The sequence below is a fragment of the Rhizobacter sp. P5_C2 genome, from assembly GCF_054049715.1.
This window is the reverse complement of sequence record NZ_JBFULV010000051.1, coordinates 24921-49276: the sequence shown is the minus strand read 5'-3', so window position 1 is coordinate 49276 and position 24356 is coordinate 24921. Positions and strand designations below refer to the sequence as shown.

Genomic DNA, 24356 nt, shown 5'->3' with positions numbered 1-24356 from the left:
CTCAGGGAGCAACGTGACCTGGCTTCGCTCCTCTCCTTCGATGAATCGCTTCATGCCGTGACCCGTTCAGCCGCGTTGCCACAACTTAGGCGATCACCTCAGGCAATCAAGCTGTTTTCACACAGCCTCGGTCGATTGCTGCGCTTCACTGCTCGCGACACCAGTCATTCGACCACGTCAACACTGCCGTTGCTGCCCCGTCCTCTCGGCCGTGACTGAGCAGATCCAACGCGTTTCGCGGCGAAGGTCTGCTTTGGGTCCGAGCTGTCGTTCGGCCGCTGGCCTTGACCGACCGCAACCAGTCTGAAGCAGCCCTCCACCGCGGTGCGACCGCCCCGCAGCGGATGCCGTCCCTCGCTCGCGAACACTGAACGTATTCCTTGCAGCCCAGTACCTGCGAGACGCTGAGAGGCCACCCAGGCCACTGCTGCCTGCCGGTCGAGTCGGTTGCGGGCCCCAAGTTCAAGATGGGATCGCCGGACGTACATGGACGCCCCCGGTTTGCCAAGCTTCCAGCTCACTGCTGCACTGAGGAAGAGATTGCGCCCGTACATCCGGACTTTCGATGCGAGACGAGCTCGCAGTCCCTGATGGGTTCTGCTGGTCGGCGCCCAATCGCTTACACGCACTCGAAGTGCCTCGTCCGGCGCGGGCTGTGCCAACTACGGTCTGACCTGTCGTGCCATCTACGTGCTGGTTGCCTGAGCAACCGGCGGTAGGGTTCTCCTTTGCTATCGGTGTGGTCGATGCGGCATTCGGCGACGGCATATTCCGGCTTGAATTCTCGGCCGTGCGCCAGCAGCACCCAGACGGTTCTCGCGGTCTTGTTCGCCATCGCGACCGCCGCAACGTTCTTGTTTCGTCGCGTCGTGAGCTTGACGAGCCAGCTGTCGGCATCGGCGCGCTGGGTGGCCCGGTAGATGACGGAGCGAGCGCCGTGGATGAGCATCGTGCGCAGGTACGCATCACCTCGCTTGCTCATGCCCAGCAGCGTCGGCTTGCCGCCGCTGGAGTGCTGCCGCGGCACCACGCCCCAGCCATGCCGCGAACTGCCGCCCGTTGTCGAGGTTCTTCGCGTCGCCGACGCTGGGGGCGTCCATCCCATTGCTTACGGAGGAACGCCAAGTCCTGATCGACATTCTTCTTCGACCGAGAAGGTGGCTACGGCGCACTCGGTGAATAACGCCGAAAGTCCTTGGCGCTGGTGCTGCATTTGTCGCGCGCCTTGCGTGACGCCGGAGGGCTCACTGCGCCAAACGCTTCAGATGCCCGTGCACTGTGCGGTACGCAAGTGGCGAGCCTTGCATTTGCCGGATGGAATACAGTTCGTCTTCCCTCACGGACATCACCGTCAGCCATTTCCAGCTCGCAGCCCCGACGCCAATGAAAGCGCCATCGACCGGCGCATCGAAGACCTGCCGTTGCAACGTGTTGATGGCTTCGCTCATTCCGGGATTGAGGACACGCCGGCCGTCGCATAGCAGTGGCATCGCTTCCTGCACGTCCGGAACTTTCAGGACCTGAGGCCACCACGATCCCTGCAGTGGATGGAACTCGAACGCGCGAAACAATCTTGAGTTCGAGTCACCCAGAGAGGTGAATCGCACAGCCTGCCCGGAGGCCAGCACAGCGATGCCGCTTTCCGGCCCGTCGTAGTAGTCGAAGGCAAGCACCAGCTCGAAGCCCGGATCGTTCCGTACGAGCGGTTGCGCGGCGAGCTTGCGCAAATGGGTCTCGGATGAAGTCATTCCACCACCTTGAAGAGATCGTTGAACTTCTGTGTCACTTCTGGCGTCACCGGCTTCGGCAACTCTACCGTGTAGTGATACGGGTCGCCGCCAGTCTTGTGCACCTTGAAACCGGCCGCCTCCACGTCACAGGCCGAAGCGCAGCGAAGTACTTGGTCTTCCTTTGATCTCTTGGGAATTGAGAACGTCGAAACGCCGTGGACGTTACCGACCTTGGGTTGATTCTCCGCATCCGCCGCCTGTTCCTTGAGCAATTTCCGGTTGTCGTACGGGCCTCTGCGGTACAGGACCATTTGATCCTTGTTGCCTGGCGCGGGACCTCGAGCTGACGCCATGTTGCGAGCAATGTTCGCCAGCCCGCGCAGACCCGGCACTGCGTTCTCGACCGAGCGGGACACCAAGTCTTCGACCACATCCCCCATGTAGGGGCCATGGAAGCGATGCTGCGCCCGGGCCTGCGCGACGATGGCGTTCGCATCTCCAAGCGTGAACGGCCTGTTCTTCGGAATCGACAGCCGAATCCCTAGATCATTGTCGACGCCACCGAGCGAGTAGATCGAATGCGTGATCGCGGTGATCTCGACCGTCGGGGAAATCCCGTTTCGGGCGTCCTCAGGCGTAGGGGGGATGATGCGAACGATGGCCGGCACGTAGTCCTGCAGCGACTGCTTCGACTGGCCTGAGTTGCCCGCCGCGCCGCTGCTTTCCCCTGGGCGACTGCCGGTGATAGTCACGGCGCCCGGCGACTGCGCACCCCCTTCCTCATAGCCAGATGGGTCCGTGGCATTGGTCGGGTTGTTGCGCACGTACGAGTAGCGATTGAACGACTGCAAGTCCAGTTGATACTGGACACCAGGATCGGCGCTCATGAAACGCGCCAGCGCCGGGTCGAACACCCGCCCGTTCATGTTGATCAGCGCGACTTCGTCCAGGTGCTCGTGCGCCGTGAAGCCACGGTCCATTCCTGGCACCTGCAGCGATCCGTTTGCATCCGTTTGCCCGTTGTCGTAGCGGCGCTTGCCGAACGGTTCGTAGGCCATGCGCAGCACCGCCGCGCCCGTCGCTGCATCGGTGACGACCGTGACGGACCCGAGGTCGTCCTGATGCAGGTACTGGGTCGTCGAGTTCGCGGCGACCGTGCAATCCGTGCCGCCGCAGACAATCATCGCGACAGAGCGCCCCCCTGCCGAAATGTAGTGTTTGCGCTTCAGCCCAGCCGGGCCGTTCTCTTCCTCGTAGAACAGCCCTTGCCCGTCGGCAGGGTTCAGGTACAGCGTCGTGCGCTGCGGTGCACCACCTACGACTTGGATTTCCTGTGCCCGCTGCAGCTCGGTGTCATACACATATTCGAGGCGGACGTTGCCCTTCGAAATGCTGGCCACTTTGTCGAAGCTGGTCCATGTGAGGCTGCGTCCTGCGCCGTCATACATGTTTCCATTCGCGTCGTACAGGTAGCTCGGGTTTGCAATACCGTTAACACTGCCGCTCACCGCGGCGACGGCGTGAGGCAAAGCATTGCCAGCCCCCTGCAGGTTATAGGCATAGTCGTTAGCCACACCATTCTCTGTGCGGCGGGTGATGTTCCCAATGTCATCGTAGTCCCAGCCAATGGACTGATCGGACGGGAGGCCGCCGCCGCGCCGCACTTCGGTGCGCACCCGATCGAGTTCGTCGTAATCGAAGACTGACGTAACGCCGCTGACGATGTCGGTGCGAGCGCTCAGCCGGCCGCCGTCATCGTGCTCAAATACCATAGCCTGCACCGTTCCGGCCGCGCTAGCCGCAGTGGTCTGCACCAATCGTGCGCTGCCCTGCGAATAGATGTCCGCGGTAACTACGCGGTTTCCATAGACGTACAGACCCACATGCTGGGCGGCGTCCATGTCAAGGGCAGCCCAAATCTCCGCGCCGGTGCGTCCGTCCCTTACGCGCTGGAGGTAGCCCAGCGCCGTATAGTCGTAAGACACCGACAGCCCGCTCGGGTAGTTGCGTGTCGCGACCCGGCCCACAGCGTCGTACGAGACCCCAGTCGACAGTACTGCTCCCAGCGTAGTCGTGACGCCCAAGGGGCGTCCCAGCATGTCGTACTGATGCCGTCGCGCGTAGCCATTGTTTCCAATCGCCTCGCACAGCCGCCGCTTAGCGTTGGCGCATGCGGAGCCGTCGGCATAGTGATCGTCGTAATGCCAGCGGCTTGTCGATGTCGAGTCGGTGCGTGACAAGAGACGGCCGATCCCATCGTAGCTCGACAGCGTGGCCTGCCCCTTGGCATCCACCTGCCGGACCACTTCGCCGACAGCGTTGTAGTTGAACGTCGTCGGTCCGAGATCGGGGTCTTTCAGTGCAGTCTTGCGCCCCCGCCGGTCGTACTCAACCGTCACGACGTTTCCATACGGGTCCTGCGTCGCCGTCAGGTTGTCCAGAGCATCGTGGAAATGCGAGACACGCCTGAGGCGGGCATCGACAACGCTTTCGACCATCCCCACTGGATTGCGCCGTACGGTCGTGAAGTGGCCCAACGGATCTCGTTCAATACTTTCAAGACCGCTGTAGATGTACGTCGTAACGACACCGCTGACAGCGAAGTCTCCGGGTTCATCGCGCGACGTGACGCGGTTGAGGGCGTCATAGTTGAAGCTGACCCAGAGAGGCGCCTTGCCCACAAAATAAGGGCGGCTACTCTTGACCAGCCGGCCGAGGTCGTCGTAGCCGCTGTCGCGGAAGATCTGGACCGATTGAACGGCGGCATCAAAGCCTTGCGTGGCCACGCGCAACACGCGCGATCCTTCGCCGAAATAGGTGCGTATATAGGGCTCGATCTGTTGCCACCTGTTGGCAGCGAAGCGAGTCTGCTGGATGAAGTAGATCGGCGCACCGTAAGGCGTCGCGTCGCATGCCATGGACCATCCGCCAGGTGGGATCGCCATGACTCCGTCGACACCCCCGTTGCTGCAATAGTAGTACGTCCAAGTCGTATACGAGCCGTCCGGCAGCGTCTCGATCAGAATGCGCCCAAATTCGTCGTATATGCGAGAAGTCAGCTGATGGTTCGCATCGGTGTCCTTCGAGGGCCTCCCAAAACTAGGCTCGTACTCGCGCCAACTCGAAAGGCCTGCCGCATCAATGACCTCGGCGACGAAACGATGATCCGCAGTCGGGACATAAGTCGTTGTCCGCGCATTGAAGCTCGCGGCGGATCCTGATCCGGGCGCCGCTGCCTCGGCCTCGACGCCGGGTGTAAGGCCCCCCTCACCGGCACAGTTGCGCACTACGGTCTTGCGAACATTGCCGTACTCATCCCGCTCGTGCTTCGTGACCAGGCAAAGGTCCGAATCGCCTGGTTCGACGACCTCCTTGAGCAGCCAACCGGCGGCGTCGTAATCGAACGAGCGAGTGGTCACGATCTGCTGGCCGGCACGTGCAGGCGTCGCCAGGGAGCCCGCAATCAAGAGACCGAGTAACAGCAACGGCATGCGCAAGGTCCGATAACGGCGAGGCGACTGACCTGGGTTGACGTGACTCATGGCGGGTTCAGTGAGAGAGGATTCGGTGTCTGCGGAACGATGCAGAAGGTTCATCAACAGACCTGCTCCGCGATCTTGTAGACCCAGTCGGCGACGGATCCGGTCGAGGACGGAATCGACTCACCAGCACTAGCGGTGACGACCATGCTGACCGACTGAAGAGAGTCGCCACCGCGGCAATCGCAGCGGAGCCTCATGGTCACCATGCAGCTGCCGCCCCCGGCGAGCACGCCGCCATCGGCCGGGCAGGCGGTGCACGCCATCGGGAACCCCCCGCTGGCATTGGCAATGCTCAACGCTCTGGTGCCACCGCTGCGGGCAATCGTCAGGACTTGGGTCATCGCGACACCATCCTCGTCTGGCCCTTGCGAGCGCAGGTCCGCGACACGATGCCTGACACCGCGCCATTCAAACAACTGTCCACGCTTTGCCTATACAACCAGGTAGTGGCCGTGGTGTCCGCACGATCCTCGCGCAACTTGCGCCCCCAGCCGTCAAAGGTCAAAGTGGTACTCCATCTGTTGGGGCCGGTCAGGGACGGCACTTCACCATGCCCCTCGTCATGCGTACGCGACTTACTCTGCAGCAATGCGTTAGGCACACGCGTCGCGAATCGAAACTTCGCCTTGTAGTCGTTGGCCTGTGAGGTCAGCGTGCGCGTCACGCTCTGTCCAACCGTCTGGGCCTGCGCGGCACCACAGGAGGCCAGTGGCGCGGCAACGAGCCCACGAAACATCGCGCGCTCCTTCTTGTTCTTCATCGTGCTCATGTGCACTTCCCCGTCTTGATCGTGCCCGTCAGGYGCGCGGTGGCGGTCGTGAAGTTCGGTCCCTGCAGCTTCAGATCTCCCGCCGCACTGCCCGAGGTACACCCGGTCACGAAGACCACCCCCAGCGTGCACGACGCCCCGGCCGCGAGCTGCTGCCCATCGGTCGGGCACGTTCCCCCTTGCCGCTCGAACGACCAGCCACCCGAGCCTGATGGGAAAACCGATGTAATCGGTGCCGCCGCGGCACCGGTGTTCGACACCGTCACCGTCTTCGCCGTCGACGTGCGGTCCAGCCCCTGCGCGCCATAGTCCAGCGCCGTCGGGCTCAGGACGATCGTCGTCGTGCTCGGCAGCGGCAGCACCGTCAGCGTCACCGAGATCGGCGACACGTTGCCGCCCATCGACGACGTGCCGGTGATCGTGCCGGTGTAGGTGCCGGCGGTGGCCGGCGAATCGATCCGTACGCCGCTGCAGATTCCCCCGCCGAGAGCCGACCAGGCAGGGCAGGTCATGGTCGTGCTGCTCAGCGTCAGGCCGCTACCGCTGAGCGACAGGTTCAGCGTCGTCGGCGTCTGAGTGCTGTTGCTGTAGCTCGCGTAGCCGACTGCCGCCGTTGGCGCCGTCGACGTGGCGCTGACCGAGGTCGCGTACGCCGTGAGAACCGGAATGGTGTAGCCCGTGCCCGAGAGGCCGAAGGTGTTGCTGTTGTACGAAGCCGCGCTCATCGAGATCCCGCTGCCGCCATAGCTCGTCGCCGCGCTCGGCGTGAAGCTCACTGCCACCGCGCAGCTGCCGCCCGGGCTCACGTTGCCGCAATTGCCGGTGTTCACGCTGAAGCCCGCTGGCAAGTTCGCGATGCCGGAATTGGCGGCCCAGTTGTAGGCCACGTTGCCGTCGTTGAAGAGCGTCAGGTTCTGCGATGTCGACAGGCCTACGCCGACGTTGCCGAAGGCCAGGCTCGCCGGGCTCCAGCGCGGCACCGCCGACTGCGTGCTCCAGGTCACCGTCGTCGCCGCCGCTGCGGTGGTAGCACCGCTGGGCACGAAGGACTGGCTCTGACTCAACCCCGGCACGTTGGTGGCCGCAGCGATCACCAGGTTGCAGTTCGCCCCAGCCGCCACCGCGCTGCAGCCGTTGCTCGCCACACTCAGCGGTGCGGCCAGCGCGGGGGATGCCAGCGTCATCGGCAGGTTGCCATCGTTGCGGTAGGTGGCGGTCACCGTCTGCGTTCCACCTCCGTACCACGTCGCGGGCACGATGAGGCTCGCGGCCGAGGTCAGCGTCGCCGCCGTGCCGGTGCCGTTGCCGGCCACCGGGATCGACAGGTTCACGCCGTTCGCGTTGACGACGCCGACATTGATCCCGGCCTGCATTCGCGGGTACGAGCCCAGCACCTGCACGCTTGCGCCGATGCCGTTGGTGATCGCCGTCGGCTTGAAGGTCACCGTCACCGTGCAGGCTGCTCCCGCCGCGAGGGCGCTGCCGCAGGTGTGCGCCAGCGTGAAGTCGCCCGGCTTCGCCCCCGCCAGCGTGATCAACAGGTTCGCGAGCGTCCCGCCGCCGGTCGCGTTGTTCGTCAGCGTGACGCTCTGCGCCGCGCTCGTGGTGTTCACGGCGACGTTGCCGAACGACAGGCTGCTCACATTCGGCGTGGTGGTCGCCACCGAGAAGCCATAACTCTGCTGCACCGTGTAGGTCGCGCCCGTGGCACCCGCCACCTGGTAGCTGATCTGGTCGATGGCGGCGTACGTTCCCGGCGTGGCCAGTGCACTCGTGCCGAAGAAGGTCTGGCATGACGCACCAGGCGCCAGCACGGTGCTGCCCGGCTGGCAATACGTTGCGTTGCCCGGCCCGCCTTGCCACGACCACATGCCCGCGGGCCCGCTCTGCACCGCGTGCCCGGTGATCAGCAGCGCCACCGCGCTGGTGTTCTTGATCGTCGGCCAGTCACCCGAATCAGACGCCGCGCCGACCGTGCCCCACTGGGTCTGGACCGGCAGGTACTGCAAGGAAGGTTGCAACATGGCGAGCGTGACTGGCACCGTGCCCGCAGTGCCGGCCGGCGACGGGGTCGCCACCACGTTGCCGGAGAAAGATCCCATGGCGGTGCCGGTGCGCACAATCACGTTGCCGCAATTGTTCGTGTTGGCGGCGCAGCTGGTTGGACCGCTAGCAGTGGTGCCAGCCGGCACGGTGTAGGAAATGGCCTGCGCTGCGGTCTGGCCGCTGTTCCCGAGACGGCAGTTGATTCTCGCCGGCGTCGGGGCAGTAGTGGGCGACATGATGCTGCACGCCGAGAGACTGAGGATCACACCGGTCGGTGCCGGATTGGATTCAGGCGTCTCGGCAGTCGAGACGCTTTTCGTCAGGAGTCCGATGCGCCACATGGACGGATCGTTGTAGTAGGTGTTGATCGTCGAGGTTCGGTAGCCAAGTGGCGCTCCGCTCGCGCTCAGTTTCTCCACGGACAAGGTTTTCGTGTTTCCGTAATCGTCCATCGTGACCGAGCTTCGGGTACCGGGCAATGGCGCCCCGCTAAGGTCGGTGGCTTGTTCAGTCGACGTCCCCACGTAGCGGAAGTAGCGCTGTCCGGCTGCGACCGTACAGCCGCTGGCACTCACGAAATCCTTGCACTCATAGACGTTTTGTATCGCGGTCAGATTGTTCCAGCTGGCAGTGCTCGTCCCTGAGCCGGATCGATCGACCAAGCCGATGTACGGAAATTCCTGTCGGAAGTAGCGGCGATGGACCAGCCCGCTGCTGTCATTTCGGCTTTGGATCCAGTTGAATCCCAGCCACTGCCGCCCAGTGGCTTGCAGCAGCAGCGAGCCATAGGACATGGAGGTGCGCGCGTCGCGTGCCATGCGATAGCCGGCAACCACCGAGATCGGCATGGCAGTGTCGATGATCGGGAACGCCGACGGCACTTCACGGAAGTAGGTCGAGCCGATCGCCTGCGGCAGCGTCTTGTATTCGATCGTGACTCGATCGTAGAGCGAGCCGATCGACACCGCGCGGTCGAGTGTCGAGAGTTGAGGGGTGAAGGTCCGCAGCGTCGTGTTGTTGCCGGAGCTGTCCGGCGCGAACCGAGCGAGGCCCATGGCGGCACCGCCGTTCAGGTTCACCGCCACCCACGATTCACCCGCAACGTACAGCTCTGCGCTCGCGAGCCAGTTCGATTCGACGGAGAAGCCAGTTCCCGTGCTGCGGTAGACCGTAAGCGTGCTGGTCGCACCCATCGACGTGACCCGCACGATATCCGACTTCCCATCTCCATTGGCATCGAGCACTAGGTATCGGGACTCGTCCGTCGAGGAGTACGAGATGTCGGCCCATCGTTCGCGACGGAACGTCAGGCCCGTGTTCAGCAGCACGTCGACTGACGCACCGCCCGGCCCGGAAGCGACGTGCACGATGTCCTGGCGCCCGTCGCCATTGAAATCGCCTGTTTGCCACGTCTTGCTGCTGCCGGGGCCATCGGCACCGGTGACCGATGCGATGAACGGCGTAAAGGCGTAGCCACCATTGTTGAGGTAGACATCGAGCACGCCGGAAGGGCGCCACACCAGCGCGTCGCCGAGGCCGTCCGAGTTAATGTCCATGAGCTGCAACCTGAAGGGACCGTCCCAGCTGCCGGCAGCACCGTTGAAAACGATGCCACGATCTATAAAGCCGGAGCCCGTACTTTCCAGCACGCGCAGCTTGAGCCAGGTCCCGTTGATCAGCACGACAAGATCGGCACGTCCATCACCGTTGATATCGATTGGCGGCTGGACAACCGCGTTCTGTCCGGCGGTACCGACGTAGGTGCCGCCGCCGCTGAACTTGCCGCCGCCGTCGGCGTTGATGAAGACAGAGACGCGGAAATCCCAGTCGAAGCACCCCGAGGTCGTGTTCGTGCAGACGCCCCACACCAGAATCACGTCCATGCGGCCATCGCCATTCATGTCGCCGGTCAACGTCTGCAACAGCTTGGTGCCGGTGGTTTGCGGCATGTTGGCGCCACTCCAGGCGATGAAGCTGAATGTGCCGTTGTGTTCGTTGCGATAGACGCCCACCCCCGGGCTGACGAGATCCTCGAAGCCATCGCCGTTCAGGTCGACACTGATCCACCCCCCGCTTGGCACCCCCGGACCGGTGCTCCATGCAGGCGAGCGGACGAAGCCGTTCGCATTCGGCGACTGGTCCCAATCGGTCTTGATCGGGGGCATGCAGACACCGGAGCCCGAGCACTGGTCGATCTGCGTCAGCCGTAGACGGCCACTGGACGGACTGGGGGCATAGCTCAGCCCATAGCTCATCACTGTGCCTACGACCGTGCCGGTAGTCGTGCGGATGGCCTTCAGCACCTTGTCGTTGACGATCCAGGTCCCAGCCTGCGATGCCGTCCACACATCGGGCCGAGTTTCGTAGTCGAAGAGCACCGCGCTCGCGGGAGCCAGGCCCGTAACGGCGTTGCCGGTGTAGTCGATGCGGGCAGGGAGGAAGCTGGAAGTGGCGGTGTCCTTCGTGTACGACACTGTGTAGTAGTTGCCCTTCGAATCGCTCACTCTGTTCAACGCCCACACGCGCACGGCTGCGGTGCCGGCGCCCTCGATACGGCTGTCGACAGTGCCGCCGTATTCCATCGTGAGTCCGCCACGGGTCTGGACGACGAAACGAGTTGGGCCGTATTGTGGCGTTGCCCCGGTCGAGCCGGTCGACGTCACCTTGTGGAACTCCTCGATCTCGAGGCGGTACTCGGTGCCATCTGCACCATCTGCCCCGGAGATGGCAATCAGCCGCTTGCTGTCAAGGCAGTAGCGGTCATTTGGCGAGTAGGCGCTCGGCGATGAACCGCCATCCTGGTGCAGAGTGCGAGGACAGCGCGTAATGGACGACAGCCCGCTGATAGACCAACCAACACCAGCCACCATGTTGGTATCTTGGCTTGAGTAGACCAAGCCCAGCTTCGGCTCCAGTCCGGCGATCCCAGGAGGCACCTGGATTGGCACTTGATACGTTGCGGCCCCGCCGTCAGAGACCAGGAACTTGCCCGGCGTCATCATCTGGGCCTCGGAGATCGACGGAATCAGCCCGATCAGGGCCAAACTCAAGGCGAGAAATCGCATGGCAGAAATCGCTTCGATGAAAGGGAGCCGCCCGCGCTAGCGCGCAGACGTGCAAATTCGTAGCAGCACGGGAATGGGCCGATTGGCTGGATCTAGCGGGATGAACTGGCGTGCGGCACACGGCCGCGACACGATCCATTCACCCGCACGCGCGTGGCGCGCAGCATTGCTAGCATCAACTCCTCCCTCGTGTTTTGGTCGGCCCAAAGCGATCTGCGCGCTCGGTTGCCAACGTGACCAGGCGGCGCACTTTGGTGGCCGCGTCTGGATTGCTGGACGATCGTACGCTATGCCACTGTCGCCGGCAACTACTGCGATTATCGGAGTGGTATAGATCGCCGAGCGTCAGGAGCCCCTCGAACTGAACTGGGCTGAAAGTCTGAGATCAGTCTGAAGCGGTCAAGTGCTCACCACGGCAATCTCGTTGAGTCGCGTCGTGTAGCGCGGCGTGCGGCGCTCCTGCTTACCAACTGAAGCATGCGTTCCGTGACCCTGCTGTGCACTGGCAATGCGAACAGCCCCCTTGCCGAATCGATGGTTCAGCGCATCCAACGCACCCATCAACTGGGATCGGTCTCGCCCTACTTCAGCCTGCGCCTTTGGCTCGTCAGCTGCAAAGAGATCGAGCTCACCTTGTCGAGCACCTCCGACATGCAGGTCCACCAGCATGACGCCGGCCTTCACGTAGTTGAAGCCCGGCCGGTACATCTGCTGCAGCGCACGCGTCGCCGTCGCGACCAGCTCGCGCGTGTCGGTGGTCGGCCGCACCATCGGCACGGTCATGCTGGGGCTGTGTTGCCGATCCTGCTTTCGATGCGAACTCGTCGTGATGAAGATGTGAATCGCTCCTGCCGCACTGCCCTGCTGCCGCAGCTTCTCAGCCACGCGTGAGGCGAAGTCGCTGACGACCTGCTCCAATTCCGCCAGCTCGGTCACGGCACTTCCAAACGATCGCGAGCACATGATCTGCTGTCGCCCTGCCGGCGTGACGTCGAGGTCCAGACACGAGGTGCCACGCACTTCCAGCAGCGTCTTCTCCAGCACCACGCTGAACTGGCTGCGCAGTGCCGTGATGTCCGCATTCACCATGTCTCGCACAGTGTGGATGCCGGCATCGGTCAGCCGCGCTCCGATGCGCCGGCCTATGCCCCACACGCAGCCCACCTCCGTTGCACCCATCACTGCTTCCAGCTCCGATCGGGACATCGCACCGAAGTTGCACACCTGTGCGAATGCAGCCGGATACGAGCCCGGCTTGCGATCGGCCGTCTTCGCGACATGGTTGGCCAGCTTCGCCAGGGTCTTGGTCGGCCCGAAGCCCACGCTGGTCGGCAACCCAGTCCACTGCAGCACGGTCCGGCGGATGTCGCGGCCGATCTCCACCAGGTCGCCGCGCACACCGTCGAGATCGAGGAAGCACTCGTCGATGCTGTAGATCTGCTGCCGCGGCGCGTACTGCCCGACGATCGACATCATGCGACTGGACATGTCGCCGTACAGCTCGAAGTTGGCGGACAGCGCGATCAGCCCTGCCTCGCGCTCCAGGTGCCGCACCTGGAACCATGGCTGAGCCATCTGCACGCCGAGGTCCTTGGCCTCGTTGCTGCGCGCGATGCAGGCGCCGTCGTTGCTCGACAGCACGACGACCGGCCGGCCGTTGAGCGAGGGCTTGAACACCCGCTCGCAGCTCACGTACATGTTGTTGACGTCGACCAGCGCAAACATGGCGCAATCTCAAACGGGTATCGCCTTGATGGCGTTGGTCACCACACCCCAGACCTCCAGCTCCTGGGCGGTTCGCGGCACGACATCGGCGCAGCCCGGGTCGGTCGCCACGAGGCGCAGCGACGATCCCTGCGTCACCAGCCGCCGGCACATGAACTCGTCGTCCACGATGGCGATCACGATGTGGCCGCTGGCGGGCCGAACCGAGTGATCGACGAGCACGATGTCGCCGTCATCGATGCCAGCCTCTCGCATCGCACTGCCGCTCACGCGCATCAGGAAGGTGGCGAGTGGGTTCCTGATCAGGACGTCATTCAGATCCAAGCGCCCGACGCCCGAATCCTGAGACGGTGAGCCGAAGCCGATGGCAACGCTGGCACGCGGCACCACGGCTGGCCCGGGCGATTCCCGGCCGACACGCGTGACACCTTCACGAGGCAGCTGACTACTGTTCATTCATACAGTATATTGCAGCACCCCGCCAGCCGGCGAGGCACGAGCACACGGAACCTTGAACTCATGAAACCCGCTGACTTCAACACCCTCGATGGCGTCGTGACGGCCATCCGCCCCGGCATCGAGGCCAATGAAGTGGAGCTGGGCCTCGCCCAAGGCCTGCAGATCGTCATCAAGGTCTCTCACGAGGTGCAGAACATCCTGAAGCTGCAGCAGGGCGGGCGCGCCTTTGGCCTGGTGCATCCCACCTCGATCGTCCTGCTGGAGGAGCCGGCGGCTAGCTTGCCCGCCACGTTCAATCAGCTGGTGGGCAGCGTGCGTGACGTGGGCGAAGGCGAAGACGACATCAAGGTGGGGCTCGACCTGCCCAATGGACAGACCCTTGTGGCGCGCATCACGAACGAACGCGCCGAGTCCTTGAACCTGACAGCTGGTGCGCCTGCGACAGCCGTCTTCAAAGCTGGCAGCGTCATCATTGGCGTTGACCAAACTCCCGTCCACTAGGAGCACATCCCATGGGAAGCAGCCTTCCGATCGAGCAGGTGTTTGGCCGAATCAGCTCCGAGGTGGAGCTGCACTCCTTCGTCGAGCGGTTTCGCCTGAAGCCGTTGAAGACCAGCGTGCCTTCGCGGAAGTACATCGCCGAATGGACGGGCGCTGTCGATGGCAAGGCCGTTTTCTCGCGGCACCGCCGGCTCGCACCAACAGCGCTGCCAGGGTCCGCTTGCTTGAATGCCCTGAGCCTCAGCATCAGCGCACCGGACGGCACACGCCTGTGCAGCACCGAGGTCCGGTTCGACTGAGCAAGACAGGAATGCAGCACCCCGCCCCGTCCCTGAGCAAATCCCGAGGACGTTGGCGAGAGCTTCGCCGTCAAGCGACGCTTGCAAGCTGCCGCGGCGAGGTCGGCAGTGCGGCGAAGGTGCGAGCCGCACGGAAGCGCTGTCGCTCCGCCTCCAGTTGCTCCTCTTCGGTGGCCCACTCCTTCCTTGGGGCACGCCGGGCGGTCGGGTCGAGCGGGATGCCGTGCAGCGCCGATCTCCAGTCGAGGCCAGGCGTCCACAGAATCAGCGCATCGCGAGCCACCTGATCGCCCTCTAGCACAGTGCCGCCGCTCATGTAGTTGTGATGATCCACGAAGGTGATCTTGCGCAGCGGCCCGATCACCGGGCTGATCACCTTGCCGATTCCCGGAAGCAGACTGCTGCCGAGGTAGGGCCGACCGTCCAGCGTGACCGGACCGGCCCATTCCATGTGCGACTGGATGATCAGGTCCACGTCGCCGCATTCGAGGGCTCCCCGCGCGTAGCTCCCGAAGACCCAGATCGCATCGACCCGCACGCGCACTGGACCGCGCACATCGATGCCGAACACCAGGCTCTTCTTTCGCTCGACCACCCGCTCGGGCGTCGCATCGACACGCGCCAGGAGTCGCTCCAGGCGGCGGGTGAGCACCGCCCGGGGAATGCGCTCCGGCATCGCCCGCGCGCCGACCGTCGCTCCCCCGACAGCCGGCATCTGGCCACTCGCACTCACGGCCGTCCCCGCTGGCCGACGATGCGATAGCCCCGACTTCTCTCCGGCAGACGTGTCGCTTGGCTGGTGCGAGAGGTGACCACTTGGTGCGAAGAGCGGCCGGTGTCCAACCTCTTGCCGCCTCCCTTCACGGTCCGCCGCAAGGCCGCCATCGCACCACATGCCCTTCGAGGTGCGTAGATTGACGAGCGGCGCGGTCTGTCGCTCAGGGACGCACCGAGCGCAGACGTCGCTGTCCGACCTGGCGCCGCCTCCGCTGTCAGCCATGCTCCGTTGAGCGACCGCTCTCACGAGCGGCAACGGGGCGCTATCGACCGAGGCGATGTGAAAACACAAGCTTGCAGCATTTCAGGGGTCGCCTCACCCTTCCGTGAAGGTCGATCGTCGAACACTGAGCGATCTGAGAGGTCGATTGCGATGCCGCCCTTCAACGCCGCGAGTTTTCACACAACCTCACCCATTGCGGAGGTAGCGCGGCACAATGAAACGACCGCCAAAAGCAGACGCACACTCGCCCTTCCGAGCCTTGACCAATGCGTATCGCCCCCTTCCCATCTGACATTCCACTTCCGAGCAACGAACAGGATTTCGAGCGCATGTGCGTTGAAATCTACCGCGAGGTTTACGAGTGCAAACATGCGCGATTTGTTGGCCGGCGGGGTCAGTATCAATCCGGGATCGACATCATTCTTCGCTCCCCACACGGTCGCATCGGCCTTCAGGCCAAGAAGTACGCGAAGCTTCCAAGAAAGATTATCGAGGACGACATCGCGGCCGCGGATGCGGCTTCGCTTCCCCTGGCATTGTTCCTTGTGGCAACGACGGCCCGCAGCGATAGCAAGCTCTTGGAATGGATCGAGTTTTTATCGTTATTTAGAGAAGAGGCCGGTTTGTTCCCAGTAGCAATTGACTTCTGGGATGACATTACTCAGCACATTCGCCGATATCCTGCGCTCGAAAAATTTAATGTTCGAGCACCCGAGAATTTTTCCTTGAAAGAACGAACCCGGCTAAAGGACTGCGAAGTCGTACGATCACTGTTGGCTGCGGTGAACGTCGACGTTCTGAATGAGCATCTTCAGAATTTCCCTTACCAGAACCGCCTAGACGTTGCCGTGATGTTCGACCGGTACGTCGGGACATATCAACATCCGGGCGTGTTCTTCCACGACCGCCACCTGGGGGAGCTGTTTAGCGAATTTTCGCTCGCATGGGCGCGCGCGATGCCCCAGGATGATCAATCGTTCTTTCAAGACACCAGCGTTCCGGGCATCGAGAAGTTCCAGTCTACCGGCGCCCAATACAGGATGGGAACCTTCAATAACGCGCCCGCTGTTTTTAAAGAACTGCAATCAGCGACGGAAATGCTGTCTCGCCGTACGCAGGACCTGCTCCGCTATGTCAATGAACACTTTCCAGAGCTTGATGTGCAAGAGATCGGGCGACCGCTCGGCCGCGAACTCCGGAAAACGATGCAAAACTCGCGCCGCTGAGTGGTCCTTCAACCATGCCCATCATTATGCAACGATTCACTCTGCAGTCCGTCTGCGGCACAACTCATACCTTCAATGTCTCAGTAGAAACAATTGAAAATGGGATAGAGCTTGTTGCTCAATACGAAGACGGTTCGCTAATGCTTTCGCCCAGAACGGAATTTGCGCGATGGCCGGTGGAGGTTTTGCTGCCTGCGGGAAGCGATCCGGGGCACGTTTGGATTGGTAATGGACGAATCGACATCAGTGTTCCCGAGCTCAGAGGGCTACGACTGGGCTCCCTCTTTATGTCAATTCTGATCGCATACATCCGTAAGCGGCCCAACCTGCCAGTGGTCCCGATAGATTTATCGGCTGACGATGCGACGACTCCAGAGGCACGCAATCGCCGAAATCGGTTCTACGAGCGCCTAGGGTTCAACTTCGAGTACCAGGGCAATCGGGAGTGGGGAATTTCACGGCCAATTATGAGCCACGATCTCAGCTGTGCTGACTTCGTGCCAGGGCATGGATGGAATCTCCTAAAAAAGTGAGTTGCCGATCTCACTGACGCGCACCGAATACCTCCAGCCAGCGGCAGGAACAAGGTTCATAGCCGTGAGGCTGGCGATCACAAAGTGGGCAAGGTGTGAGACCGCTTCTGCCCCCCCCCGACTGTCGCCCTTCGTCCGAGCACCGCGAAGCGATTGCCCGGCGAGCACGACGCGGCCTCCGACCGACTACTCGCCAGCGAGGCGACGAACCAATTGTCGACCAAAAGCGGACAGTGCCCCGGGCCGGCCGCCTTTGGGCAGTACGCTAGAGCAGGTCAGGCGGCATCTATCGGTAAGGTAGTAGCTCTCCCACATCATATGACTGCCGCGGGGCAACCGCGTCAGAACGCCATCGATGCTTCAGTCCGAAATCAGTTGGAGAAGTCGCGCGCACTTGCCTAGAGCCTGCCTCTGATCAGTGCTCATTCGCTCGAGTTCTCGAAGCAACCTGTCAGTCGGTCGCGGAAACGTCTCGGCGAATCGTTCCTCAATGTAGGCGCCGCCCAGCCTGGGCTTCCATCGGGACCGATTCGACATCTCTTCAATGGGTTCAAGAAGCGGTCTGATCAGAGCATCGTAGTCCGGCTGAACGAAGAATGGCACGCTAGTGCGCGGCTGATTCCTCATAACAACGACTCGATGCGGGTTCGAGACGTACCGACCGCCTGACATGAACTCCAGCATGTCTCCCAAGTTGACGACAAGGTCTCCCTTGTTGCACTGCACGTCCAGCCAAGCGCCGCTCCTTGCCTGTACCTGCAAACCCGGAACACCATCGTGCATCAAGAGCGTGATGAGCCCATAGTCTGTGTGTTCGCCGCAGCCCAATACGGAGTCGTCGCCGAGATGCGCCGCAACCGGGTAGTGCGCGAGAACCAGGTTGGTGAGCGGATCGTTGAAGAATTCGGAGAAGACATTTTGTTCTGCCGGCGCGATGGCATAGGACACGCAATCGAGGATCTGCTTGGCGACCTCTAGCGCCGCGTCGTAGTAGCCGTTCAACGTCTCGCGGAAGTCCGGGAGAGTCTCGGGCCACTGATTGAGGCCCAGCAAAGGGATGCGTTGCGGCAGTGGCGTGCCGTCCCGACGCTCCCAGCCTACGAGATAAGTCTCTCGAAAGTCCGATGGCCCATCAGGGTCGAGCTTCTCGGCGTCGATTCGGGCATATCCTCGATGGACGTCGGACATCCCGATAGCGACCTTCGCCTTGTCGCCTGCGGATTGCGAAAAGAACTGATTGGCTTGCCTGAGGACCTGCAGCTGCAGGTCAAATGAGATCCCATGACCCGTCAGCACAAAGAAGCCGATGTCTCTGCAGTGACGATCGATTTCGTCAGCGATGCGCTTTCGATCAAATGTGTTGGTGGGTAGGCCAAGATCGATTGTCGGAATGCGCTCTGCAGTCATGGGTGCTCCCAGTCTCGACAGAATGCATTGTTGGGGGCGAATGGCCATCGTGCAAGTCGACAGCTCTAGTTTCAGCACGAGGCTGGACCGCTCCCGGCCCACCAGACAACGAAGGGGCTCGAGCGGCAGCTGTGGATCCGTTAGCTGCGACTCACCGCTTGCGACAGCGGCCATTCGACTAGGTCAGCACCGAGATCTCGCCCCCGTCCGCTCAACGTGACTGGTGGACGCCATGCTTACCGTCGCCTACGGGCCCTTCAACGTGAGGTGGATGGGAATACCCGGGCTGCACCAACCCTTCGAGGTGCGCGGACAGTCGATCGATCCAAACGCGACGCTGCTTGTCGTAGGTGTGCAGGTTGTAGACCCCCTTCACCCCCTCCTGCATGTGCCCGAGCATCGCCTCGCCCACGTCGTCAGGGCATTCCAGCGACGTGAGGAACGTGCGAGAGGTTCGCCGCAGATCATGCGGAGCCCAGTGCGTGACTTGAAGACGCGGTCGAGCATGCTCCGGCCGCGTCTTGCAATAGGGCTGGTGGTAGTACACCGCCGTCTGAATCGTCCCCTGCTCGACGTAGCCGAGTGCCGCCGTCGACGGAAACAAGTAACCCGTGTGCAATTCCTTCCTGCGCAGAACCACTTCGAGAGCCCTTCCAACCAACGGCACGCGGAAGTCCGTGGCATTTGCATGCCGCGCATTCTTGGTCTTCGCCTTCGGCACGGTCCACCACCAGCCGTCCTTCTCCTTCGAAACCTCGCTGGATTCCATCGCCATGATCTCTGCGCCTCGCGCCAGCGTCCACAGGTAGATCGTCAGCGCGTCCTCGACCAGCCGAGGGAAGTTCGGTAGCCATGCGATGAGCGAACCGGCCTCGGCGTCACTGAGTGCGCGCTTCGATGTGCCGATCGACTCGCCGGAGATCTTCTTGCCCTTGGAGCGAAGCCGCCCGCGCATGATCTGGCGCCACCAGCTGGGGGTGCTGTCCGGGATCCGCCCGGCGTCGAGCGCGTAGTCCCACGCGGCCCCCAGTTCGGCCCGCAACTTCGCCGCCTGCACCGGAATGTGCTGCAGCGACTCCAGCAAATCGAAGCACTGACGCCGGGTCAACGTGGATGCCGGCTCCACATCCAGTGGGCTGAGCATCGTGTCGAACATGCGCCGCACCTCGGCCGCGCCCTTGGCCTTGCGCGCGCGATCGACGTGGCCAGCGAGGTAGTCCTCGCACAGGCGACGTACCGTGTACCCACGATCTGCCAGCTCCTGCTTCGCCGTTGCACGAGCTTCTCGCTCGGCGACCCGCGCCTGACGCTTTGACAGGGCTGGATCAGCGCCGGCATCACGCACGGCACGCAGGCGCTCCCACTCCGCAGCGGCGGCCGGAAACGACATCGTTGGCCACCGTCCCAGACCGATCTGGCGCATCCGCGAGTCGACTGGACTGCGGTACCGATAGGTCCATGCGCGTCTCGTTTGAGTGGCTTCGAGACGAAGGCCTGGGCAGCCGTCGATGGTAAGGTGCGCGCCTGGCTGAAGTGCCTTGGCTGCGCGGGCGTCGAACTGCATTGCGCTCCCTGCAAGCGTAGGTTTTCTGGAAGACCGGGCCGCAGCCCAGCGTAGGTTTCGATTTTTGAAGTCCGAAAACCTACGCAGAACGCCCAAGTTCCCCCAAGTTTTCATACGCGCTGAAAAGTCCATCGTGAGCATGTCATCCGACAAAAACACTCAGCAATTCAACGAGTTAGCGGAAGAATCGTCCGCCAGCCGGGCTCCCACGCCAGCCCCCATTTCGGCCCACACGCCAATGATGCAGCAGTACCTGCGCATCAAGGCCGAGCACCCCGACACCCTCGTCTTCTACCGGATGGGCGACTTCTACGAGCTCTTCTATGAAGACGCCCGCCGCGCCAACAAGCTGCTCGACATCACGCTGACCAGCCGCGGCCAGAGCGGCGGCGAGCCGGTGGTGATGGCCGGCGTGCCCTTCCACGCCGTCGAGAGCTACCTGGCCAAGCTGATCAAGCTCGGCGAGGCCGTCGCGATCGCCGAACAGGTCGGCGATGTCGCCACCGCGAAGGGCCCGGTCGAGCGCAAGGTGGTGCGCGTCGTCACGCCCGGCACCGTCACCGACACCGAACTGCTCGCCGACAAGCGCGACGCGCTGCTGCTCGCCGTCTCGCAACGAACGCACCGCGGCGTCACCGGCTATGGCCTGGCCTGGCTCGGCCTCAGCAGCGGCCAGCTCGGCCTGACCGAATGCACCGAGCGCGAACTGCCCGGCTGGCTGGCCCGACTGAACGCCGCCGAGGTGCTGGTCGATCGCGACCAGGTGCCCACCGCCGTCGCGCAGGCCCGCATCGCGATCACGCACCGACCCGGCTGGCAGTTCGACACCGCGCTCGGCCTGCGCAAGCTGTGCGAGCAATTGCGCGTCGCCAGCCTCGCCGGCTTCAACGCACAGGAACTCATCACCGCGCAGGCCGCCGCGGCCGCGCTGCTCAGCTACGCCGAGCACACGCAAGGCCAGGCGCTGGCCCACGTGCGCGCGCTGCAGGTCGAACGCAGCGGCGACCTGCTCGACCTGCCGCCCACCACGCACCGCAACCTCGAACTCACGCAGACGCTGCGCGGCGACGACGCCCCGACGCTGCTGTCGCTGCTCGACACCTGCCGCACCGGCATGGGCAGCCGCGCGCTGCGCCACTGGCTCACGCACCCGCTGCGCGAACGCACCGTCGCATCGCAGCGCCATGACGCGCTCGACGTGCTGATCGAGCACGACGTCGCGCCGCTGCGCGAGGCGCTGCGCGGCGTCAGCGATGTCGAGCGCATCACCGCCCGCATCGCGCTGCGCCAGGTGCGCCCGCGCGAACTCACCGGCCTGCGTGCCACGCTGCAAGGCCTGCCGGCGCTGCGCGAGCGCGTGCCGCGCCAGGCGCTGCTGCTGGAGATGCTGGCCGAGGCGCTGACGCCCTCGCCCGCCATCGAGGACCTGCTGCGCAGCGCCATCGCCGACGAGCCGTCGGTGATGCTGCGCGACGGCGGCGTGATCGCGCGCGGCTTCGACGCCCCGCTCGACGAGCTGCGCGACATCAGCCAGAACTGCGACGCCTTCCTGCTCGACCTCGAAGCCCGCGAGCGCGCCCGCACCGGCATCGCCAACCTGCGCGTGCAATACAACAAGGTGCACGGCTTCTACATCGAGGTGACGCAGGGCCAGGCGAGCAAGGTGCCGATGGACTACCAGCGCCGCCAGACGCTGAAGAACGCCGAGCGCTTCATCACGCCCGAGCTGAAGACCTTCGAGGACAAGGCCTTGTCGGCACAGGAGCGCTCGCTCGCGCGCGAGAAGATGCTCTACGAGCAGGTGATCGACCAGTTGCAGGCGCACCTGGAGGCGCTGTCTGGCCTCGCCCGCGCGCTCGCGAGCCTGGACGCGCTGGCCGCGCTGGCCGAGCGCGCCGACACGCTGAACTGGACCCGTCCGCAGTTCGTGCGCGACGCCTGCATCGACATCACGGCCGGCCGCCACCCGGTGGTCGAGGCGCGGCTGGCCGAGACCGGCGCCGGCAACTTCATGGCCAACGACTGCCGGCTCGACGCCAGCCGCAAGATGCTGGTGATCACCGGCCCGAACATGGGCGGCAAGAGCACCTTCATGCGGCAGGTCGCGCTGATCGTGCTGCTGGCGGCGATCGGCTCGTTCGTGCCGGCCGATGCCTGCCGCCTCGGGCCGATCGACGCGATCCACACCCGCATCGGCGCGGCCGACGACCTGGCCAACGCGCAGTCGACCTTCATGCTCGAGATGACCGAGGCCGCCGCCATCATCCACAGCGCCGGCGAGCAGTCGCTGGTGCTGATGGACGAGATCGGCCGCGGCACCTCGACCTTCGACGGGCTGGCGCTGGCCGGTGCCATCGCGAGTCACCTGCACGAGCGCAACAAGAGCTTCACGCTGTTCGCCACCCACTACTTCGAGCTGACCGAGTTCCCGGTCAAGCACGACCGCGCGCTGAACGTGCACGTGTCGGCGGCGGAGAGCGGCGACGACATCGTCTTCCTGCACGACATCCAGGCCGGCCCGGCCAGCCGCAGCTACGGCGTGCAGGTTGCGCGCCTGGCCGGCATGCCGGGCACGCTGGTGCGGCAGGCGCGCGCGACGCTGGAAGCGCTCGAGGCCCAGCAACACGCGGGCAGCGCGCAGATCGACCTGTTCGCGGCGCCCACGCCCGAAGCCGAGAAGCCGGCGTCGGCCATCGAGCGGGCGCTGGCCGGCCTCAACCCCGATATGCTGTCGCCGAAGGAAGCGCTCGATGCGCTCTACCGCCTGAAGAACCTGCAGGACACCCCGTCATGACCTACTGCGTGGGCATCAAGCTCGATGCCGGCCTCGTCTTCCTGTCCGACTCGCGCACCAACGCGGGCCTGGACCAGATCAGCACCTACCGCAAGATGATGGTCTACGAGAAGACGGGCGACCGCTTCATGGTGCTGCTGTCGGCCGGCAACCTGTCGATCTCGCAGTCGGTGCGCGAGATCCTGCAGGTCGAGAAGCTGGACAACGGCGACGAAGCGCCGATCACCATCTGGAACGCCACCAGCATGTTCGACGCCGCCCGCGTGCTCGGCAGCGCGGTGCGCCGCGTCTACGAGCAAGATGGCCCGTCGCTGAAGCAGGCCGGCGTCGACTTCAACGCGTCGATGATCCTCGGCGGCCAGATCAAGGGCGAGGCGATGCGGCTCTTTCTTGTCTACTCGGCCGGCAACTTCATCGAGGCGACGCGCGAGACCTGCTACTTCCAGGTCGGCGAATCGAAGTACGGCAAGCCGGTGCTCGACCGCATGATCACGCCGCACACCGCGCTCGACGAAGCCGCCAAGTGCGCGCTGGTGTCGATGGACTCGACGCTCAAGTCCAACCTGTCGGTCGGCCTGCCGCTGGACCTGCTGGTCTACGAGGCCGACGCCTTCCAGTCGCAGCAGATGGTCTGCATCGACGAGCGCAACCCGTACTTCACGATGATCCGCAGCACCTGGGGCCAGCGGCTGCGCCAGGTGTTCGAATCGATCGACGACCCCACCTGGGACGGCAGCGCGGCCGAACACCCGCTGTGCGTGCCGTCGGAGCGCTACGAGCCGATGCGCAAGATCACGCACCCGGGTGAAAAAATAGTCTGATGGCCGGCCCGGGCTGCATCGTCTTCTCGCACGCGAACAGCTTTCCGGCGGGCACCTATCGGGTGCTGTTCGAGGCGTGGCGCGAAGCGGGCTACCAGGTGCACGCGATCGAGAAGCTCGGCCACGACGAGCACTACCGCGTCACCAACAACTGGCCGCTGCTGCGCAACCAGTTGATCGCGTTCGTCGAGCAGCACGCGACGGGCGGGCCGGTCTGGCTGGTCGGGCATTCGCTCGGCGGGTTCCTCAGCGTGCTGGCCGCGTCGAAGCGGCCCGACCTGGCGCGCGGCATCGTGCTGATGGATTCGCCGTTGATCGGCGGGCTACTGGCGCGCACGCTGCAGGTGGCCAAGGCGACCGGCATCGGCGAACGCTTCTCGCCGGGCCACGTCTCGAAGCGCCGGCGCCAGCACTGGCCGAGCCCGGAGGCCGCGTTCGCGCACTTCGAGGCCAAGCCGGCCTTCGCGCGCTGGGCGCCCGGCGTGCTGCGCGACTACATCGCCGCCGGCATCGAGCCCTCCGGCCACGGCCAGTCACTGAGCTTCCGGCGCGAGGTCGAGACGCAGATCTACTACACGCTGCCGCACCACATCCCCCGGCTGCTGGTGCGCCGCCCGCTGGGCTGCCCGATGGCCTTCATCGGCGGCACGCAGTCGGCCGAGGTGCGCCAGGTGGGCATGAAGGCGACCGAGCGCTTCACGCAGGGGCGCATCTCGTGGATCGAAGGCTCGCACCTGTTCCCCTTCGAACAGCCGGGGCAAGCGGCGGCCGAGGTGCTGCGCTGGCTGGGGGAGTTCGAGCAGCGGTCCGAAACTACGCGCCTATAATCGCGCTTTACCACCACGGCATTCGTCGACAAGGCGCCTGCTGACCCT

At 63.9% G+C, this 24356-nt stretch carries 18 protein-coding genes and 1 pseudogene; 8 read left to right on the top strand and 11 right to left on the bottom strand.

The genetic code is table 11. The annotated features are described in order from the left end of the window. On the top strand, positions 1-219 hold a 219-nt coding region (locus ACXJLU_RS19310; RefSeq protein WP_457333708.1), incomplete at its 5' end, for a hypothetical protein. A gap of 544 nt (positions 220-763) precedes the next feature. Here the strand turns inward: ACXJLU_RS19310 and ACXJLU_RS19305 are convergent. From ACXJLU_RS19305 to ACXJLU_RS19270, 8 genes and pseudogenes are all read right to left on the bottom strand, one after another. Beyond that, positions 764-1088 (bottom strand): annotated as a pseudogene (locus tag ACXJLU_RS19305) (transposase); the annotation flags it as partial. A 156-nt stretch (positions 1089-1244) separates the two neighbouring features. Then, on the bottom strand, positions 1245-1748 hold the full coding sequence (locus tag ACXJLU_RS19300; RefSeq protein ID WP_457333707.1) for a hypothetical protein: 504 nt from the start codon (positions 1746-1748) through the stop codon (positions 1245-1247). Next, positions 1745-5272 (bottom strand): RHS repeat domain-containing protein, encoded by a 3528-nt coding sequence (locus ACXJLU_RS19295; RefSeq protein ID WP_457333705.1) that lies wholly within the window; start codon positions 5270-5272, stop codon positions 1745-1747. Before ACXJLU_RS19295 ends, ACXJLU_RS19300 begins: the two co-directional genes overlap by 4 nt. A gap of 53 nt (positions 5273-5325) precedes the next feature. Continuing rightward, on the bottom strand, positions 5326-5613 hold the full coding sequence (locus tag ACXJLU_RS19290) for a hypothetical protein (RefSeq protein ID WP_457333703.1): 288 nt from the start codon (positions 5611-5613) through the stop codon (positions 5326-5328). Then, on the bottom strand, positions 5610-6041 hold the full coding sequence (locus tag ACXJLU_RS19285; RefSeq protein ID WP_457333701.1) for a hypothetical protein: 432 nt from the start codon (positions 6039-6041) through the stop codon (positions 5610-5612). Before ACXJLU_RS19285 ends, ACXJLU_RS19290 begins: the two co-directional genes overlap by 4 nt. Beyond that, positions 6038-11152, bottom strand: a complete 5115-nt coding sequence (locus ACXJLU_RS19280; protein ID WP_457333699.1) for a choice-of-anchor D domain-containing protein — start codon at positions 11150-11152, stop codon at positions 6038-6040. Before ACXJLU_RS19280 ends, ACXJLU_RS19285 begins: the two co-directional genes overlap by 4 nt. Positions 11153-11551: 399 nt before the next feature. Then, positions 11552-12877 (bottom strand): Y-family DNA polymerase, encoded by a 1326-nt coding sequence (locus ACXJLU_RS19275; protein WP_457333697.1) that lies wholly within the window; start codon positions 12875-12877, stop codon positions 11552-11554. Positions 12878-12886: 9 nt separating this feature from the next. Further along, on the bottom strand, positions 12887-13333 hold the full coding sequence (locus ACXJLU_RS19270; protein WP_457333695.1) for a LexA family protein: 447 nt from the start codon (positions 13331-13333) through the stop codon (positions 12887-12889). A gap of 63 nt (positions 13334-13396) precedes the next feature. On the opposite strand from ACXJLU_RS19270, the gene ACXJLU_RS19265 reads away from it, so the two are divergent. Next, positions 13397-13837 (top strand): TOBE domain-containing protein, encoded by a 441-nt coding sequence (locus tag ACXJLU_RS19265; RefSeq protein WP_457333693.1) that lies wholly within the window; start codon positions 13397-13399, stop codon positions 13835-13837. A gap of 11 nt (positions 13838-13848) precedes the next feature. Then, positions 13849-14136, top strand: coding sequence for a hypothetical protein (locus ACXJLU_RS19260; protein WP_457333691.1), 288 nt, complete (start codon positions 13849-13851; stop codon positions 14134-14136). 70 nt (positions 14137-14206) lie between these two features. Here ACXJLU_RS19260 and ACXJLU_RS19255 read toward each other — a convergent pair whose 3' ends face one another. Further along, entirely contained in the window at positions 14207-14851 is a 645-nt protein-coding gene (locus tag ACXJLU_RS19255) for a nucleotidyltransferase family protein (protein WP_457333689.1), read from the bottom strand. Between the two features lie 551 nt (positions 14852-15402). Between ACXJLU_RS19255 and ACXJLU_RS19250 the strand changes: the two genes are divergently transcribed. Next, positions 15403-16362: a hypothetical protein gene (locus ACXJLU_RS19250; protein ID WP_457333688.1), complete on the top strand. Its 960-nt coding sequence runs from the start codon at positions 15403-15405 to the stop codon at positions 16360-16362. A 14-nt stretch (positions 16363-16376) separates the two neighbouring features. Further along, positions 16377-16895, top strand: a complete 519-nt coding sequence (locus tag ACXJLU_RS19245; protein ID WP_457333686.1) for a GNAT family N-acetyltransferase — start codon at positions 16377-16379, stop codon at positions 16893-16895. Positions 16896-17255: 360 nt separating this feature from the next. Here the strand turns inward: ACXJLU_RS19245 and ACXJLU_RS19240 are convergent, their stop codons facing one another. Both ACXJLU_RS19240 and ACXJLU_RS19235 read right to left on the bottom strand, forming a co-directional pair. Next, positions 17256-18302 (bottom strand): isopenicillin N synthase family dioxygenase, encoded by a 1047-nt coding sequence (locus tag ACXJLU_RS19240; RefSeq protein WP_457333684.1) that lies wholly within the window; start codon positions 18300-18302, stop codon positions 17256-17258. 211 nt (positions 18303-18513) lie between these two features. Then, on the bottom strand, positions 18514-19866 hold the full coding sequence (locus tag ACXJLU_RS19235; RefSeq protein WP_457333682.1) for a tyrosine-type recombinase/integrase: 1353 nt from the start codon (positions 19864-19866) through the stop codon (positions 18514-18516). Positions 19867-20104: 238 nt separating this feature from the next. Here ACXJLU_RS19235 and mutS point away from each other — a divergent pair, with 238 nt between their 5' ends. The 3 genes from mutS to ACXJLU_RS19220 are packed head-to-tail and all read left to right on the top strand — an operon-like array spanning position 20105 to position 24308. Next, a complete protein-coding gene (gene mutS / locus ACXJLU_RS19230) occupies positions 20105-22660 on the top strand; it encodes a DNA mismatch repair protein MutS (RefSeq protein ID WP_457333680.1) in 2556 nt (851 codons plus the stop codon). Beyond that, positions 22657-23481: a proteasome-type protease gene (locus ACXJLU_RS19225; protein WP_457333678.1), complete on the top strand. Its 825-nt coding sequence runs from the start codon at positions 22657-22659 to the stop codon at positions 23479-23481. The genes mutS and ACXJLU_RS19225 overlap by 4 nt, the downstream gene beginning before the upstream one ends. Next, on the top strand, positions 23481-24308 hold the full coding sequence (locus ACXJLU_RS19220) for an alpha/beta hydrolase (protein WP_457333676.1): 828 nt from the start codon (positions 23481-23483) through the stop codon (positions 24306-24308). Before ACXJLU_RS19225 ends, ACXJLU_RS19220 begins: the two co-directional genes overlap by 1 nt. Positions 24309-24356: the final 48 nt, after the last annotated feature.